Raw genomic sequence first — 16,083 nt, forward strand, 5'->3', positions numbered from 1 at the left:
CTAGCCGTCTTTCTCTTCGAGCGTTTTGGCGATGCGGCGCAGCGAGGCGGCGTTGAGCTCCGCCGCTTCGAGCTGGATCATTGCCGTGGCCATGTGAACTGTCAGCGAGGACAGCTCTTTCGAGGCTTCGATGCCGAAGGTGTCGAGCACCATGCGCTTGGCGCGGTGCACGTAATCGGCGGTGCGGCGTTCGATCAGGTCGGCGCGGCGGCTGAGCGTTTCTTCGCGGTCCATCGCGGGCCCCTATGCCGCGGGGCGCGTGGTGCGCTGCTCGATCCGCTTTTCATGCTCGCCCTGGATCAGCCGGTGGACATAGATGCCCGGCAGGTGGATGTGATCGGGATCAAGCTCGCCGGGCTCGACGATTTCCTCGACCTCCATCACGCAGATCCGGCCGCAGGTGGCGGCCGGCGGGTTGAAGTTGCGCGCGGCCTTGCGGAAGATCGCGTTGCCGGTGGTATCGGCCTTCCACGCCTTGACGATCGACAGGTCGGCGAAAAGGCCCTCTTCGAGGATGTAGGTCTCGCCGTTGAAATCCTTGTGTTCCTTGCCTTCAGCGATCACCGTGCCGACGCCCGTCTTGGTGTAGAAGCCGGGGATGCCTGCGCCGCCGGCGCGCATGCGCTCGGCCAGCGTGCCCTGCGGGTTGAATTCCAGCTCCAGTTCGCCCGAGAGATATTGGCGCATGAATTCCGCGTTTTCGCCCACGTAGGACGAGATCATCTTCTTCACCTGGCGGGTCTGCAGCAGGATGCCGATGCCGAAATCATCGACGCCCGCGTTGTTCGAGGCAAAGGTCAGGTCTTTGACGCCGCTGTCCTTGATGGCGTCGAGCAGCAGCTCGGGGATGCCACAGAGACCGAAGCCGCCCGCGGCGATCAGCATCCCGTCATGAAGGATGCCATCCAGTGCCTCGGCGGCAGATCCATAGACTTTATTCATGAAACGCTCCCATTCGATGATCGCGGTCAGATGTGACGCCCTGCCGCAGGGAAGTCAACCGGCGAGGCGTGTGCCGGACCAGCGGAGAACGTTTTTCACGGCCGCGCACCGGCCGGCGCGTCAGATCAGGCGGACCTGGGTGCCGACCGGGCAGATCTCGAACAGTTGGGCGATGTTTTCATTGTAAAGCCCGATGCAGCCATCCGAGGACCGCCGCCCGATCTTGCGGGTGTCATGGGTGCCGTGGATGATATAGGCGGGCCAGCCGAGATACATCGCGTGGGTGCCAAGCGGGTTTTCCGGGCCGGGGCCGATGGGCTTCCAATCGGGAAAGCGTTCAAGCTGGCTGGGTGTCGGGGTCCAGGAGGGGCCGACTTTCTTGCGCACGATTTCGGTGTAGCCGCGTTTCGTCAGCTCGTCGGTCTTGGGGACCGAGGTGGGGAAGATGCGGTAATCGCTGCCGTCGCCCGACCAGAAATGCAAAGCGCGCGATGTCGTGTCGGCCACGATGGTGGCCTTGCCCAGCGTATCGAAATGATCGCGCCAGTCCTGCGTGCGGAAGCTTGAGATGTTGTGGCGGGTCACCTCGACATTCGCGTCGGCCTCGGTAACCGCTTCGGCGCGCAGGATCGAGGGGGCGCAGAGCGCGAGACCGCCGAGGCCGAGAAGACGGCGGCGCGAGAGGGGGGAGGATGGCATGGGAAAGGCCCTTGGTTGCGAGATGTTCCGCGCACCATGCTGCAAGTGCAGCGAAGGCGCCAATCACATGTTCATGAGTTGGCATGTGATCGGCGGCGACGCGCCACCCTTGCGGGCTCAGCTTTTCTTGCGGCGCGTGGTCTTGCCCTTTTTCGCGGCTTTCACGTTGATCAGTTCGACCGCCATGTCCATCGTCACCGCCTGTGGGTCGGTGTCCTTGGGCAGGGTGGCGTTGACCTTTTCCCACTTCACGTAGGGGCCATAACGGCCATCCATCACGTTCACGGGTCCGCCCTGCTCGGGATGCTCGCCCAGTTCCTTCAACGGTTTGGCCGCCGCGCTGCGGCCGCGGCCCGGATTGGCGCGTTTCTCGGCCAGAAGCTCGACTGCGCGGTTCATGCCGATCTCGAACACGTCGTTGGGATCCTTGAGGTTGGCATAGACCGGTTTGGCCTCGTCGGGCAGCTGGTGGGCGACGTAGGGCCCGTAGCGGCCGAAATTGGCGGTGATCATGCCACCTTCGGGATGTTCGCCCACTTCGCGGGGCAGGCTGAGCAGGGTCAGGGCCTTTTCGAGGTCCATGTCATCCTTCGACCAGCCCTTGGGCAGCGATGCGCGCGGCGGTTTCTTGTTTTCCGGCGTGGGTTCGCCGCGCTGGACATAGGGGCCGAAGCGGCCGGATTTGAGCCAGATCTCGTCGCCCGCATCCTCGCCCAGGAGCCGCTCGTCGCCCTCGGCGCCTTCGCCGGCGATCGGGCGGGTATAGGTGCATTCGGGATAGTTGCCGCAACCGACGAACCCGCCGGTGCGCGAAGTTTTCAGGTGCAGCCGCCCGGTGCCGCATTTCGGGCAGACACGCGGATCGGAGCCGTCTTCGCGCGGCGGGTAGAGCTGATCCGAGAGCGCCTCGTCGAGCACGTCGAGCACCTCGGTGATGCGCAACTCGGAGGTTTCGGCGATAGCGGCCGAGAAATCCTGCCAGAAGCGGTTGAGCACGTTCTTGTAATCCCGGTTGCCGGCCGAGACATCGTCGAGCTCTTCCTCGAGATGGGCGGTGAATTCATAGCCCACGTATTTGCGGAAGAAGTTGAGCAGGAAGACGGTGACGATCCGGCCCTTGTCCTCGGGGATGAGCCGGCCCTTGTCCTTGCGGACATATTCGCGGTCCTGGATCGTGGTGACGATGCTGGCATAGGTCGAAGGGCGCCCGATGCCCAGTTCTTCCATCTTCTTGACCAGCGTCGCCTCGGTGTAACGCGGCGGCGGCTGGGTGAAATGCTGTTCGGGGGTGACGCTGCGCTTGTCGGCCTTTTCGCCTTCCATCACCTGCGGCAGGCGTTTGTCGTCCTCGTCGACGACCTGGTCGTCGCGGCCTTCCTCGTAGACGCGCAGGAAACCGTCGAACAGCACCACCTGGCCCGTGGCGCGCAGTTCGACCTGGCCGTCGCGGCTGCCGATATCCACGGTGGTGCGTTCCAGCCGTGCGCTTTCCATCTGGCAGGCCAGCGTGCGTTTCCAGATCAGATCGTAGAGCTTGCGCTGATCGGCATCCCTGAGCTTCAGCGCCTCGGCATCGGCCTCCATGTTGGTGGGGCGGATGCATTCATGCGCTTCCTGCGCGTTCTTGGCCTTGTTCTTGTACATGCGCGGGCTGGAGGGCACGTATTCGGCGCCGTAGCGCGTGCCGATCGCGTCACGCGCGGCCTGCACCGCCTCGGGCGCCATGTCGATGCCATCGGTCCGCATGTAGGTGATATGCCCGGCCTCGTAGAGGCGCTGGGCGGCGCTCATCGTCTGGCGGGCGCCCATGCCGAACTTGCGGCTGGCCTCCTGCTGGAGCGTCGATGTCATGAAGGGCGGCGAGGGGTTGCGGCTGGCGGGCTTGGCCTCGACCGACTTTACCGTCAGGTCGCGGGAGTTGATCGCCTGCACCGCCAGTTCGGCCTGGGTTTCATTCTCGATGTCGTAGCGGTCGAGCTTCTTGCCGGCCAGAACGGTCAGCCGCGCCTCGTATTCCTGGCCGCGCGGGGTACCGAGGAGCGCCTTGACGCTCCAGTATTCGCGCGCCCTGAAGGCCTCGATCTCCATCTCGCGCTCGACGATGAGACGCAGGCAGACCGATTGCACCCGGCCGGCGCTGCGCGCGCCGGGCAGTTTGCGCCAGAGCACGGGGCTGAGATTGAAGCCCACCAGGTAATCGAGCGCGCGGCGCGCCAGGTAGGCGTCAACCAGCGGCTGGTCGATGTCGCGGGGGTTTTTCATCGCCTCGGTCACGGCGGATTTGGTGATCGCGTTGAACACGACACGCGAGACCGGCGTGTCCTTCTTCAGCGCCTTGCGCTTGCGCAGCGCCTCTTCGAGGTGCCAGCTGATCGCCTCGCCCTCGCGGTCGGGGTCGGTGGCGAGGATCAGCGCGTTGTCGTCTTTGAGCGCATCGGCGATGGCCTTGACGTGTTTGCGGCTGTCGGCGCCCACTTCCCATTTCATGTCGAAATCATGTTCGGGATCGACCGAGCCATCCTTTGGCGGCAGATCGCGCACGTGGCCATAGGACGCCAGCACGGTGTAATCCTTGCCAAGATACTTGTTGATGGTCTTGGCCTTGGCGGGGGATTCCACAACGACAACTGGCATTGATTTCCTTTCGACTCGTCCGCGCCTCTCTGGCGGCGGAACATGGGCGGGGGATGGGGGGATTGTCAATGCGGCGTGAACCGCCCCATGATGGGCCCGCCCCCGATGCCCTTTAGGGCATGTTTTTTCTACGCAGGAGACGTTCATGCGGATCATCGGTTTCATCCTGGCGCTTCTGGCCGGCAGCGCGGCGCTGGCCGATTACGTTGAGCCGGCGCGCGGCACGGCGACGCGTAAGGCGCTGATGGACGCGGTGCGGCCCCATGCGGAATGGGTACTGGGAAGGCCGGTTGAGTTCGTCGTGCAGGATCTGCGGCTGGCCGAGGGGCAGGGCCTGCCTTTCCCGGTGGCGTTTGCCAGCCTGCGCGCCCAGCGGCCCGGCGGCGGCGCGATCGACATCCGCCAGACACCGGGGTTTGCCCGGGGCGAGATCTATCCTGAGGTGATGGACGGGACCACGCTGCAAGCGCTTTACCGCAAGGTGGGCGATACCTGGGTGGCGGTGCACTGGGCGATCGGGGCCACGGATGTGTGGTATGCCGATCCGGTCTTCTGCATCGACTATTTCGCGGTGCTGCCCGAGATCTGCGCGGGCTGAGGGCCCGCGCCTCAGCTCCCCTTGCCGCCAGCGAGGCTGAGCAGGCCGCCGGCCTGCCGGGCGATGCGGCCATCGAGTTCGAGATCGACCAGCACCGGCGCGACCGCGTTGGCGGGCGCCCTGAGATCGCGGATGAGCTGATCCTCGGCCACGGGCGAGGGGCCGAGACGGTCGAGGATCTGCTGGTGCAGCGCAGCGGTTTCACGTAGGCTGCGCCGTTCCGGCGGGGGTGGCGGGATGTCGGCCGAAAGCGGCATTTCCGCCTGCGCAGGCGGTTCCGGGGCCAGTGGCGCCAGCGCCTCGATCACGTCCTGGGCGTTGCGCACCAGCCGGGCGCCATCGCGGATCAGCATGTTGCAGCCCGAGGCGCGCGCATCGAACGGGTGTCCGGGCACGGCCAGCACCTCGCGCCCCTGGTCGAGCGCGTTGCGCGCGGTGATCAGGCTGCCCGATTTGGCCGCGGCCTCGACAACGACCACTGCCTGGGCGAGCCCGGAAATGATGCGGTTGCGCCGGGGGAAGTGGCGCGCCTGCGGCACTACGCCGATCGGCTGTTCCGAGAGGCGCAGGCCGGTCTTGTCGATCTCGGCAGCCAGCGCGGTGTTTTCCGACGGATAGATCACATCGACGCCCCCGGCCATCACCGCGACGGTGCCATGGGCGAGGCTGGCCTTGTGCGCGGCGGTGTCGATGCCGCGCGCCAGCCCCGAGACAACAACATGGCCCTGCGCGGCCAGGTCCGCGGCCAGGGCCCGGGCCATGCGCCCACCCAGCGACGAGGCGTTGCGTGCGCCGACCATGGCGATCATCGGACGATCGAGAATGTCGGCATCGCCTTTGAGCCACAGGATCGGTGGCGGATCAGGCAGGTCGAGCAGCCGGGCAGGATAGCCGGGCTCACCCAAGCAGAGCATCCGCGCGCCCAGCTTGCGACCCTGGCGCAGTTCGGCCAATGCCACGCCTTCGGGGCAGGGGGCATATTCGGACATGCCGGCGGCGCGGGCGACATCGGGCAGGGCGACCAGCGCGGCAGCGGCATCGCCATGTTCGCCCAGAAGCCGGTAGAAAGTGGCGATCCCCACCCGGCGCGACCGCAGCAAACGGAGCCACAATACCCGATCATCTTCCGTGGTGGGTGGGAGTGGGGGGTGAGTGGAAGGATGAAAACCTTCGGACATCGTGACTCCGCCTGCTTGCGGAATCATCTCTAGCGCACGGATGGTTAACGGGTGGTAAACCGTTGCGGTTTTTCTGCTCAGCCGCGCAGAACGGCACCGGGGTTCATGATCCCGTTGGGATCGAACAGCGCCTTTATCTGGCGCATCATGGCCAGTTTCACCGGGTCGCCGTAGCGTTCCAGATCATCGACTTTGAGCCGTCCGACGCCGTGTTCGGCGCTGAACGAGCCGCCCATTTCATGGGTGATGTCATGCAGGAGGCGCTGCACCTTTTCGCCCATGCCGGGGTAATCCGCGCGGTTGCGCCCGGCGGCCGGGAAGACGTTATAGTGCAGGTTGCCATCGCCCAGGTGACCAAAGCAGTTGGTGCGGAAGTCCCCGAGCGTGGGCAGCGCGGCATCGGCCCGGGTGATGAACTCGGGCACGAGCGACAGCGGCAGCGAGATATCGTGTGAGGAGATCGAGCCGATCCGGCGGTTGCCTTCGGGGAGCTGTTCGCGCACTTCCCAAAGCGCGTCGCGCTGGGCGCCGGACTGGGCGATGGTGCCATCGCTGACGAGGCCGGCCTCGTGTGCCTGGGCAAATAGCGATTCGAGTTCGTCCGAGGGATCGAGGCCGCGCGGCAGGCCCAGTTCGATCAGCACGCACCAGGCGGGATCGGTTTCAAACGGCAGGCGCAGCTCGGGCATCACCTCGCGCAGGAAGCCCAGGCCGGAGCCGTTGATCAGCTCGAACGCGCTGACGGCTTCGCCGACGCGGTCGCGTGCCATGGCCAGCAGATCGAGCGCGGCCTGCGGGCTTTCGACCACGAGCATGGCGGTGCCGGTGGCGGCGGGGATGGGAAAGAGTTTCAACGCCGCGGCGGTGATCACGCCCAACGTGCCCTCGGACCCGATCAGCAGATCGCGCAGGTCATAGCCGGTATTGTCCTTGCGCAGCCGCGAGAGCGTGTTCATCACCCGCCCGTCGGGCAGCACCGCCTCGATTCCGAGGCAAAGTTCGCGCGCATTGCCATAGCGCAGCACGTTCACCCCGCCCGCGTTGGTGGCGAGGTTGCCGCCGATCCGGGCCGAGCCCTTGGCGGCAATGGTGAGCGGAAACAGCCGGTCCTGCGCGGCCGTTGCATCGTGGATGTCCGACAGGATTGCGCCGGCCTCGACGATCGCCACGTTTTCCTGGCGGTAAATGGCGCGGATCGCCGTCATCCGCTCAAGCGAAAGCAGCAGCGGCGCGGGGCCTTCGGGCATGATCTGCGCGCCGACAAGGCCGGTGCCGCCGCCATAGGGCAGGACCGGCACGCGCGCGTCGTTGGCGGTGGCGAGGATGGTCGAAACCTCGGCCGTCGAGGACGGCGCAACGATCAGCCCGGCCTGGCCCTGCCACTTGCCGCGGGGCTCTTCCAGATAACGCGGTTCGACCGCGCGAAAGGCGGATTCGGAGAGCTTCTCGGCTAGGCGGGCGCGAAAGGGTTCGTCGGCGGCATTCAATGTCATGCGCGCAGTGTTACGCAGCCCGCGCCGCGCCGTCGAGATGGAACGTACCGTCAGTCGGGATCGCGCAGGTAGCGCGGAAAGAGTACGTGCACCGTGGGCCGTGCGGGCAGGGTGCGCAGCGAGACCGTGAGACTGGTCTCGCCCTTGTTGACGATGGCGAATTCGTCCTCCATGCCGCGGATGAACGCCTGAAGCGTGAAATCGCCGAACCAGTGCATCGGGATCACCACCGAGGATTTCAGCCGTTTCAGGATCTTGATCATGGTGGGCTGGTCGACCGTCATGCCCCCATCGACGGCGGCCATCACCACGTCGACGCGGCCGAGGGCGGCATATTGCGCCTCGTTCGGTTCGTGGTGCAGGTGGCCCAGATGGCCGATGCAGAGGCCTTCGACCTCGAACACGAAGATCGAGTTGCCGAAGGCTTCGACCCCGCCCATGCCCGAGCGGATATCGGTGGAGACATTGCGCACGATCATGTCACCCAGTTTCAGCGCGTGGTCGATGCCCTTGCCGAACTCCTCGCCCCAGCCTTGCAGCACGTGGGGGATGCGCGGATCGGGGAAGTTCGTCCAGTGGGTTTCATGGGCATGGTTCATGGTGACGACATCGGGCACCAGATCGGTGTTGCCGATGAAGCCGGTATAGTCGGTGACCGCGTTGATGCCCGCGGGCGACTGGATGAGGAAAGACGCATGCGCGATATAGCTGATGCGCACCGAATAATCGGGCAGCGGATCGCGGAAACTGGCCTTGTGGAGGTATTCGATGCCGGGCGTTGCATCGGCGATGGCAACGCAATGGCTGGGCAGGCGGGTTTGGGCCTGCGCGGCGGTCGAGATCAGGCAGAAGGCAAGGATCAGTCGCAGCATGGGGGCAGTTTAGCACGATTGCGGCAAAATCAACTGACGAAGCCGTGAGCTGGACGCTCAGCCCACGTCGGTGCGCCCGCGCCGGTCGCTGCGCAGCGCGGCATATAGGACATGGGTGCGCCAGCGCCCGTTGATCTGAAGATAGCTTTGCGCGACGCCTTCATATTTGAAGCCGGATTTTTCCAGTACACCGCGCGAGGCCGCGTTCTCGGGCAGGCAGGCGGCCTCGATCCGGCTGAGATCCATGCGCTGGAAGGCGTGGTGCACGACGGCTTCGATCGCCTCGCGCATGTAGCCCCGGCGGGCAAAGCTTTCGCCCACCCAGTAGCCCAGCGTACCGGCCTGCGCGGGGCCGCGGCGGATGTTGTCGAGGGTGATTGCCCCCACCAGCGTGTCATCGGCGCGGCGGATCATGAAGAGCGGCAGCGCGCTGTCCGCCCCGATCGACCGCTGCGCCCAGTAGACGCGGTTGGTAAAGGCCCGGCGGCTGAGGTGATCGGGGGCCCAGGCGGGCTCCCACGGCGTCAGGAACGCCTCGGAGGCGCGGCGCAGGCCCGTCCAGGCGTGGAAATCGGCATGAAGCGGCGCGCGCAGCGTGAGCCGGTCGGTATCGATCCGGATCTTCCTGCGCCCGCGCGCCAGCATCAGGCCGCGCGCCTCTGGCGGTCCAGCGCCTCGAGCGTGGGCGCCGACGACACGGGGCCGTAAAGCGCCAGGGTGGCGCCCGCTTCGCCCACCATGCGGCCGGCGAAATCGCGCAGCTTGCTGCGGGTGACGGCGTCGATGCGCTCGACCACTTCTTCTGGCGTGGGCACGCGGCCCCAGATCTGGACCATGCGCGCCATGCGTTCGGCCCGGTTCGACGGGCTTTCCAGCCCCATCAGCAGGCCCGCGCGCATCTGGGCGCGGGCGCGGGCCACTTCCTCTTCGCTCATGTCGTCGGCGGCGCGGCGCATCTCGTCGATGGTGATGCGGGCGAGTTCGGGCAGCTCGTCCCCGCTGGTGCCGGCATAGATCGTCATCAGCCCGGTGTCCGAATAGGCGCCGGTCTGGGCGAAGATCGTGTAGCAAAGCCCGCGCTTTTCGCGGATTTCCTGGAACAGCCGCGAGGACATGCCGCCGCCCATCGCATTGGCGTAGACCTGCGCGGTATAGATCTCGGGATCGCGGTAGTCGGGCGCTTCGAAGGCCAGGGCGAAATGCGCCTGTTCGAGCTGCTTGTCCTGACGTACCTCGCCCCCGGCAAAGCGGGCGGGTTCGAACGGGCCGATCTGCCCGGCGGCCAGGTGACCGAACAGCGCTTCGGCCTGCGCCACCAATGCTGCGTGATCGACATCGCCGGCGGCAGCCAGGATCATGTTGCCGGGCGCGTAATGCTCATCCGTGAAGCGGCGAAGATCTTCGCGCGAAAAGGCGCGCACGCGTTCCGGCGGACCAAGGATGGTGCGGCCGATCGGCTGATCGGGATAGGCGCGTTCCTGCAGCCAGTCGAAGATCACGTCGTCGGGCGTGTCCAGCGCCTGGCCGATTTCCTGCAGGATCACGCCGCGCTCGATGTCGATCTCCTCGGGGGCGAAGACCGGGTTGAGCAGGATGTCGGCGATCACGTCGAGCGCCAGGGCCACATCCTGGCCCAGCACGCGGGCGTAATAGGCGGTGGCCTCGCGCGAGGTATAGGCGTTCATGTAGCCGCCTACGTCCTCGATCGCCTCGGCGATCTCGAGGGTGCTGCGCTTCTCGGTGCCCTTGAAGGCCATGTGTTCGAGGAAATGGGCGATGCCGTTCTGTTCGGCGCGCTCGTTGCGGCCGCCGGCGGTGACCCAGATGCCGATCGAGGCCGATTGCAGGCCAGGCATGCGCTCGGAGACGATGCGGAAGCCGTTTTTCAGGGTGGTGATGTCGACGCTCACGTGCGGCGGCGCTCCTTGATGAGGGTTTCGATTTCCCCGAGGTCGTTCTCGACCCGGGTGACGCGCTCGTCCCGCTCGAACAGGTCGGCCATGCGCGCTGGCAGGGGCGGGCGGATGCCTGTGGCCGCTTCGACCGCGTCGGGGAACTTCGCCGGATGCGCGGTGGCCAGCGTGATCATGGGCGTCGCGGGATCGCGCAGTTCCTCGGCCACTTTGACGCCGACGGCGGAATGCGGGCACAGAAGCTCGCCCGTGGTGGCCGACAGGCGCGCGATGGTGGCGCGGGTCTCATCCTCGGAGCAGCGGCCGCTGTCATAGACCTCGCGCAGCGCCTGCAGCGCGCCCTGGCTCACGTTGAAGCCGCCCTGTTTCAGCTCGTCCATCAGCTGCGCCACCGCGGCGCCGTCGCGGCCATAGGCCTCGAAGAGCGCGCGTTCGAAATTGGAGCTGACCTGGATGTCCATCGAGGGGCTGATCGAGGGGGTCACACCATCGGGCTTGTATTCGGAGGTCGACAGGCACCGGTGCAGGATATCGTTCTGGTTCGTTGCCACCACCAGCCGGTCGATGGGAAGGCCCATGCGCCTGGCCAGGTAGCCTGCAAAGATGTCGCCGAAATTGCCGGTGGGCACGGTGAAGCTGATCTTGCGGTGCGGCGCACCCAGCGACACGGCCGAGGTGAAGTAATAGACCACCTGCGCCAGCACGCGGGCGAAGTTGATCGAGTTGACGCCGGCCAGCCCCACGGCATCGCGGAACTCGAAATGGTTGAACATGTCCTTCACCCGCGCCTGGCAGTCGTCGAAATCGCCGGTAAGAGCGAGGGCGTGCACGTTCGACTCGGATGGCGTGGTCATCTGGCGGCGCTGCACCTCGGATACGCGGCCATGCGGGAACAGGATGAAGACATCGACATTGTCCAGGCCCTTGAACGCCTCGATCGCCGCCGAGCCGGTATCGCCCGATGTGGCGCCGACGATGGTGACACGCTTGCCGTTGCGCTCCAGCGCGGCCTGGAACAGCTGGCCGATGAGCTGCATCGCGAAATCCTTGAACGCGAGCGTGGGGCCGTGGAAGAGCTCGAGCAGGAAGTGGTTGGGCGCAAGCTGCTTGAGCGGGGCGCGGGCGGCATGGCCAAAGCCGTCGTAGGCGCGCGCGATGATGGCGCGAAATTCGTCATCGGTGAAGGTGTCGCCGATGAAGGGGCGCATGATGCGAAAGGCCACCTCTTCGTAGGAAAGCCCGCCGAGCGCGGCGATCTCGTCCGCCGTCAGCGTCGGGATGGTTTCGGGCAGGTAGAGGCCGCCATCGCGCGCGAGGCCTGTCAGCATCGTGTCTTCGAAGTTCAGCGTGGGCGCGGTGCCACGGGTGGAAATGTAGTTCATCATGTCGCTTTCTTCCGGCGGCGGGAGAGGAAGTAGAGGGTCATTACCACCCAAGTTGCCGCCAATCCATACCATGTAAGCAGGTATTCCAGGTGCCGGTTCGGGATGCTGGATGTGTCGGTGGGCAAGGGTGTGATGGTGGCGTCGGGCGGGGTGATGTCGCGGGCGATGATCATCACCTCTTCGGTGCCGAGATGCGCGGCGAGCGGCGGCACGTCGCGCGCGTACCAGATGTTCGCCGCGAGATCGGTTTCAGGAGTGTAACTGTCGGTCTCGTCCGGCCAGTAGAGATTGCCGGTGATCGTCACGTCGCGGTCGGGGCGTGGGGTATCCTTGTCGGTCAGGCGGATGAAGCCGAGGTCAGCCAACACGTGGCGACCGCCGGTTTCGAACGCCTGAATGATGCGGTAGCCCGCGCCGAAATCGCGGGTGGAGACGAGCACATGCACCTCGGGGCCGACGAGACGGCCCGCGGCAGAGACGGCAAGAAAGCGGTCAGTTCCGGCATCGGGCGCGGCAGGCAGAGCGACCGGCGCGGCGCCGAGGCGGGCCTCGATCTCGGCCAGATAGGCCTCTTTCTCGGCCAGGCGGCGGACCTGCCAGTTGCCCAGGCTGATGAACACGATCAGCACGATGGCGGAAAAGACCAGGAAGGGCAGGTTGCGGCGCAAGGCGGGCCTCGTTCGAACGGAAAAGCGCGCCCGGGGGCGCGCTTTGCTTTATGCGTTACATTTGCGGTTTTTCAACCGCAAATGGGGCGGCGCAGACAAGCTGCGCCGGGTCCCGGTGTCGGCCTCAGGCGCCCCAGATGTAGATCGAAGCGAAGAGGAAGAGCCACACGACATCGACGAAGTGCCAGTACCAGGCCGCTGCCTCGAAGCCGACATGGCTTTCCTGGGTGAAATGCCCGGCCTGCAGGCGCAGCAGGCAGACCAGCAGGAAGATGGTGCCGATGACCACGTGGAACCCGTGGAAGCCCGTGGCCATGAAGAAGGACGCGCCGTAGATGTTCCCGGCAAAGCCGAAAGAGGCGTGGCTGTATTCATAGGCCTGCAGGATGGTGAAGAACACACCCAGCACGACGGCGATGATCAGGCCCCATTTCATGTCTTCGCGGTTGTTCTCATGCGCGATGGCGTGGTGCGCCCAGGTGGCGGCCATGCCCGAGCACAGAAGGATCAGCGTGTTGATCAGCGGCAGGTGCCAGGGGTCGAAGGTTTCGATCCCCGCCGGCGGCCACTGGCCATCGACCAGCGGGCTTTCCGGGCCCATCGGGTAGAGCGCGTGCTTGAAGAAGGTCCAGAACCAGGCCGAGAAGAACATCACCTCGGAGATGATGAAGAGCACGACGCCGTAGCGCAGGCCGATCTTCACCACCGGCGTATGGTCGCCGATCTTCGATTCGGTCACCACGTCGGACCACCAGCCGTACATCACGTAGAAGGTGAACAGGAAGCCGGCGATCATGACCCAAGGGGTCACGTCGTGCATGTAAAGGACCGCCCCGAAGAGCAGGACGAACCCGGCCAGCGCGCCGAGGAACGGCCAGATGGAGGGGTTCAGAATGTGGTAGTCGTGGTTTTTTTCGTGCGCCATTTTATCCCTCGTTGGAGGCTTGGTTAGTTCAGGTTGGTCTCTCGGGGCTGATCGAGGGCGGCCTGGGCGTTCGCCTTGGCTTCCTCGGGCAGCTCGATTTCGTAAAACGTGTAGCTGAGCGTGATCGTATGGACGTATTTCGCGTCGCGGTCCGCTACGATCTCGGGGTCGACAAAGAAGGAGACCGGCATCTCGACACGTTCGCCGGGCTGCAGCACCTGCTCTTCAAAGCAAAAGCAGTCGATCTTGCTGAAGAAGCCGCCGGCCTCGTAGGGCGTGACGTTATAGCTGGCCTGGCCGGCGATCGGGCGATCGGTTGGATTGTAGGCCTCGTAGAAGGCCAGCCCGGTTTCGCCGATACGCAGTTCCATTTCCCGCTGCATCGGCTTGAATTCCCAGCCGAAACCGCGCGCCTTGGAGGCGTCGAAGCGCACCTTGATCGTCTGGTCGAGGATCACGTCGCTGCCGGCATCGGCCGTTTGCGTCACGCCGCCGAAGCCGGTGACGCGGCAGAACCAGTCGTAGAACGGGACCGAGGCCCAGGCCAGCGCGCCCATCAGCACGACGACGCCAACGGTCTGGACAACGGTTTTCTGTTTGCCTTCCAGTGCCATCATTCGCTCCCTTCCGCTTGCGGTGGGGTCGCGCTGAAATCGCCGCGTTCGACCTTGACCACGGTCAGCCCGAAGACCAGCGCGACAAAGCCCAGCAGAACCAGCCCGAGGCCCACATTGCGGCCCAGCCGGCGCTGGTGAAGTTCATGTTCGACCTTGAGAGCCATGCCTACCAGCCCCCCATGCCGAACTGGGCCAGCGTCGATTCCATCAGGATCGCGCCGAAATGGCCGAAGAGATAGACGAGCGAGAGGCCGAAGACCTTCTTCTCGGTGCGGTAGCTGTCGGCCTCGGCCGCGGTTTCATCGCGGCGCCAGATGTCCCAGGCGCCCTTGAGGAAGAGCGCGTTGAGGATGAGCGCGACCGCGAGGTAGATCGGCCCGCCGATCGAGGTGAAGGCGGCGCCGAGCGCGATGGGGGCCAGCAGCAGGGTGTAGACCAGGATATGCGTGCGGGTGGCCTTGCGCCCATGAGTGACCGTCAACATCGGTACCTTGGCCTCGTGATAGTCGGACTTCATAAACAGCGCGAGCGCCCAGAAATGCGGCGGCGTCCACATGAAGATCAGCGTGAACATCAGGACCGACTCGATGCTGATACCGCCGGTGGCGACGGCCCAGCCGATCATCGGGGGGAAGGCCCCGGCGGCGCCGCCGATCACGATGTTCTGCGGTGTCCAGCGTTTGAGCCACATGGTGTAGACCACCACGTAGAAGAAGATGGTGAAAGCCAGGATCGCCGCGGCCACGTAGTTGGCCGCAAGACCCAGCATCACGACCGAGAAGACCGACAGGAAGCTGCCGAAAGCCAGCGCCTCGCCCTCGGTGACCTTGCCGGCGGGGATGGGGCGGTTCCTGGTGCGCTTCATGATGCGATCGATATCGGCGTCCCACCACATGTTGAGCGCGCCCGACGCCCCGCCGCCCAGGGCGATGAACAGGATCGAGGCGAACCCGATCAGCGGGTGCACGTCGACCGGCGCGGCCAGAAGGCCGACGAAGGCGGTGAACACGACCAGGGACATCACCCGCGGCTTGAGCAGGGAAAAGAAATCGCCGAATCCGGCGTCGCCCGTGCTGGCCTGGCTGTTGATGCTGGTATCGGTCATTCTGCGTGTGCCCCGTGAGATGCGGCCCCGGTCGCCCGGGGCCGAACCGATTTATTGAACGGCTGCCAGCTGGACGTATTCGCCAGCCTCTTTCATGGCCGCCATCCAGGCGTCGTATTTCTCCTGGCTGACCACCTTGACGGTGATCGGCATATAGGCGTGGTCCTTGCCGCAAAGCTCGGAGCACTGGCCGAAATAGATGCCTTCCTTCTCAGCTGTGAACCACAGCTGGGCCAGGCGTCCGGGCACACCGTCCTGTTTCACGCCGAAGGCCGGGATGGTCCAGGAGTGGATCACGTCGTCGGCGGTGACGGTCATGACGATGGTCTTGCCCACGGGCAGGACGACGGCGGTGTCGGTGGCCAGCAGGAACTCGTCCTCGTTATAGCCGGCATCGACCAGCTTGGCGCGCATTTCGTCATCCAGCACATAGGGGGTGACATTGGCGTCGGCCGGGCGGCGGTCTTCATCCAGGCTAGCCGGCTGGCCGATCATGTAGCTGTCAAAGCCCACCTCGTCGTCGGTGTATTCGTAGGACCAGTACCACTGGTGGCCGGTGACCTTGATGTGGATGTCGCCCTCGGGGATTTCCTGCTGTTTGAACAGCACCGGCAGCGAGAACGCGCCGATGAAGACGAGGATCACGACCGGGCCCAGCGTCCACGCGATTTCAAGCGGCGTGTTGTGGGTGAAGCTGGAGGGGTTCGGGTTGGCGCGACGGTTGTAGCGCACGATAATGATCAGCGTCAGCGCGATCACCAGAAGACAGATCGCGATGATGATGTAGTTGATCATCCCGTCGAGCCATTGCAGGTCGCGGGCCAGTTCGGTCGCGGCCGGCTGAAAGCCGAGGGCTTTCTCGACAGGTTTGCCGATCGTTTCCAGCCCGTCCTGGGCCAGGGCCGGCATCGCGGCGAACGCGGTCAGGAGGGTCAGGAGGCTAGTGAAAATTCGCATGGGTCACCCTGGTCGGTTTTCAGTGTTCTTCGTTCATCGATGAAGGGCTTGCCGCATTTGCGGAAAAGCCCGTTGTTTTGCCGCCGTTAGAAACCAT

At 65.2% G+C, this 16,083-nt stretch carries 17 protein-coding genes; 1 reads left to right on the forward strand and 16 read right to left on the reverse strand.

The features are described 5' to 3' along the window. The 4 genes from E0501_RS01730 to topA all read right to left on the reverse strand — a co-directional run bounded on the left by E0501_RS01730 (position 1) and on the right by topA (position 4,275). Positions 1-234 (reverse strand): hypothetical protein, encoded by a 234-nt coding sequence (locus tag E0501_RS01730; protein ID WP_137699622.1) that lies wholly within the window; start codon positions 232-234, stop codon positions 1-3. A gap of 9 nt (positions 235-243) precedes the next feature. Beyond that, a complete protein-coding gene (locus E0501_RS01735; protein ID WP_137699623.1) occupies positions 244-942 on the reverse strand; it encodes a CoA transferase subunit A in 699 nt (232 codons plus the stop codon). Between the two features lie 120 nt (positions 943-1,062). Then, on the reverse strand, positions 1,063-1,641 hold the full coding sequence (locus tag E0501_RS01740; RefSeq protein ID WP_137699624.1) for a L,D-transpeptidase: 579 nt from the start codon (positions 1,639-1,641) through the stop codon (positions 1,063-1,065). Between the two features lie 117 nt (positions 1,642-1,758). Next, on the reverse strand, positions 1,759-4,275 hold the full coding sequence (topA, locus tag E0501_RS01745) for a type I DNA topoisomerase (protein ID WP_137699625.1): 2,517 nt from the start codon (positions 4,273-4,275) through the stop codon (positions 1,759-1,761). Positions 4,276-4,420: 145 nt separating this feature from the next. On the opposite strand from topA, the gene E0501_RS01750 reads away from it, so the two are divergent. Then, positions 4,421-4,873, forward strand: a complete 453-nt coding sequence (locus E0501_RS01750; protein WP_137699626.1) for a hypothetical protein — start codon at positions 4,421-4,423, stop codon at positions 4,871-4,873. Between the two features lie 11 nt (positions 4,874-4,884). On the opposite strand, the gene dprA is transcribed toward E0501_RS01750, so the two are convergent. The 12 genes from dprA to coxB all read right to left on the reverse strand — a co-directional run bounded on the left by dprA (position 4,885) and on the right by coxB (position 15,986). After that, positions 4,885-6,051: a DNA-processing protein DprA gene (gene dprA / locus E0501_RS01755; protein WP_137699627.1), complete on the reverse strand. Its 1,167-nt coding sequence runs from the start codon at positions 6,049-6,051 to the stop codon at positions 4,885-4,887. Between the two features lie 77 nt (positions 6,052-6,128). Further along, the gene (locus tag E0501_RS01760) at positions 6,129-7,544 is read right to left on the reverse strand and encodes an FAD-binding oxidoreductase (RefSeq protein WP_137699628.1); all 1,416 of its coding nucleotides are present in this window, start codon (positions 7,542-7,544) and stop codon (positions 6,129-6,131) included. A gap of 50 nt (positions 7,545-7,594) precedes the next feature. Further along, positions 7,595-8,416, reverse strand: coding sequence for an MBL fold metallo-hydrolase (locus E0501_RS01765; RefSeq protein WP_137699629.1), 822 nt, complete (start codon positions 8,414-8,416; stop codon positions 7,595-7,597). 57 nt (positions 8,417-8,473) lie between these two features. Then, complete coding sequence (locus tag E0501_RS01770; protein ID WP_137699630.1) at positions 8,474-9,061, reverse strand: GNAT family N-acetyltransferase; 588 nt, start codon at positions 9,059-9,061, stop codon at positions 8,474-8,476. Further along, a complete protein-coding gene (locus E0501_RS01775; protein WP_137699631.1) occupies positions 9,061-10,326 on the reverse strand; it encodes a M16 family metallopeptidase in 1,266 nt (421 codons plus the stop codon). Before E0501_RS01775 ends, E0501_RS01770 begins: the two co-directional genes overlap by 1 nt. Then, entirely contained in the window at positions 10,323-11,711 is a 1,389-nt protein-coding gene (thrC, locus tag E0501_RS01780) for a threonine synthase (protein ID WP_137699632.1), read from the reverse strand. The genes E0501_RS01775 and thrC overlap by 4 nt, the downstream gene beginning before the upstream one ends. Further along, positions 11,711-12,382, reverse strand: a complete 672-nt coding sequence (locus tag E0501_RS01785; RefSeq protein ID WP_137699633.1) for an SURF1 family protein — start codon at positions 12,380-12,382, stop codon at positions 11,711-11,713. Before E0501_RS01785 ends, thrC begins: the two co-directional genes overlap by 1 nt. Positions 12,383-12,506: 124 nt before the next feature. Next, positions 12,507-13,307 carry a cytochrome c oxidase subunit 3 gene (locus E0501_RS01790; RefSeq protein WP_137699634.1) on the reverse strand — a complete coding sequence of 267 codons (801 nt, stop codon included), beginning with the start codon at positions 13,305-13,307 and terminating at the stop codon, positions 12,507-12,509. Positions 13,308-13,330: 23 nt separating this feature from the next. After that, positions 13,331-13,921: a cytochrome c oxidase assembly protein gene (locus E0501_RS01795; protein WP_137699635.1), complete on the reverse strand. Its 591-nt coding sequence runs from the start codon at positions 13,919-13,921 to the stop codon at positions 13,331-13,333. Beyond that, a complete protein-coding gene (locus E0501_RS21255; protein ID WP_170222760.1) occupies positions 13,921-14,088 on the reverse strand; it encodes a hypothetical protein in 168 nt (55 codons plus the stop codon). Before E0501_RS21255 ends, E0501_RS01795 begins: the two co-directional genes overlap by 1 nt. Positions 14,089-14,090: 2 nt before the next feature. Further along, the gene (gene cyoE / locus E0501_RS01800) at positions 14,091-15,029 is read right to left on the reverse strand and encodes a heme o synthase (RefSeq protein WP_137699636.1); all 939 of its coding nucleotides are present in this window, start codon (positions 15,027-15,029) and stop codon (positions 14,091-14,093) included. 51 nt (positions 15,030-15,080) lie between these two features. After that, positions 15,081-15,986: a cytochrome c oxidase subunit II gene (gene coxB / locus E0501_RS01805; RefSeq protein WP_137699637.1), complete on the reverse strand. Its 906-nt coding sequence runs from the start codon at positions 15,984-15,986 to the stop codon at positions 15,081-15,083. Between the last annotated feature and the right edge of the window lie 97 nt (positions 15,987-16,083).

The organism is Marimonas lutisalis (genome assembly GCF_005434965.1).
GTDB classification, from domain to species: domain Bacteria; phylum Pseudomonadota; class Alphaproteobacteria; order Rhodobacterales; family Rhodobacteraceae; genus Marimonas_A; species Marimonas_A lutisalis.

Excerpts from the sequence above, each read along its gene's own strand:
- E0501_RS01750 (WP_137699626.1), top strand. The coding sequence starts at position 4,421 with ATGCGGATCATCGGTTTCATCCTGGCGCTTCTGGCCGGCAGCGCGGCG.
- E0501_RS01770 (WP_137699630.1), bottom strand. The coding sequence starts at position 9,061 with ATGCTGGCGCGCGGGCGCAGGAAGATCCGGATCGATACCGACCGGCTC.
- E0501_RS01735 (WP_137699623.1), bottom strand. The coding sequence starts at position 942 with ATGAATAAAGTCTATGGATCTGCCGCCGAGGCACTGGATGGCATCCTT.
- coxB (WP_137699637.1), bottom strand. The coding sequence starts at position 15,986 with ATGCGAATTTTCACTAGCCTCCTGACCCTCCTGACCGCGTTCGCCGCG.
- dprA (WP_137699627.1), bottom strand. The coding sequence starts at position 6,051 with ATGTCCGAAGGTTTTCATCCTTCCACTCACCCCCCACTCCCACCCACC.
- topA (WP_137699625.1), bottom strand. The coding sequence starts at position 4,275 with ATGCCAGTTGTCGTTGTGGAATCCCCCGCCAAGGCCAAGACCATCAAC.
- E0501_RS01730 (WP_137699622.1), bottom strand. The coding sequence starts at position 234 with ATGGACCGCGAAGAAACGCTCAGCCGCCGCGCCGACCTGATCGAACGC.
- E0501_RS01760 (WP_137699628.1), bottom strand. The coding sequence starts at position 7,544 with ATGACATTGAATGCCGCCGACGAACCCTTTCGCGCCCGCCTAGCCGAG.
- thrC (WP_137699632.1), bottom strand. The coding sequence starts at position 11,711 with ATGAACTACATTTCCACCCGTGGCACCGCGCCCACGCTGAACTTCGAA.
- E0501_RS01740 (WP_137699624.1), bottom strand. The coding sequence starts at position 1,641 with ATGCCATCCTCCCCCCTCTCGCGCCGCCGTCTTCTCGGCCTCGGCGGT.
- E0501_RS01765 (WP_137699629.1), bottom strand. The coding sequence starts at position 8,416 with ATGCTGCGACTGATCCTTGCCTTCTGCCTGATCTCGACCGCCGCGCAG.
- E0501_RS21255 (WP_170222760.1), bottom strand. The coding sequence starts at position 14,088 with ATGGCTCTCAAGGTCGAACATGAACTTCACCAGCGCCGGCTGGGCCGC.
- E0501_RS01790 (WP_137699634.1), bottom strand. The coding sequence starts at position 13,307 with ATGGCGCACGAAAAAAACCACGACTACCACATTCTGAACCCCTCCATC.
- cyoE (WP_137699636.1), bottom strand. The coding sequence starts at position 15,029 with ATGACCGATACCAGCATCAACAGCCAGGCCAGCACGGGCGACGCCGGA.
- E0501_RS01795 (WP_137699635.1), bottom strand. The coding sequence starts at position 13,921 with ATGGCACTGGAAGGCAAACAGAAAACCGTTGTCCAGACCGTTGGCGTC.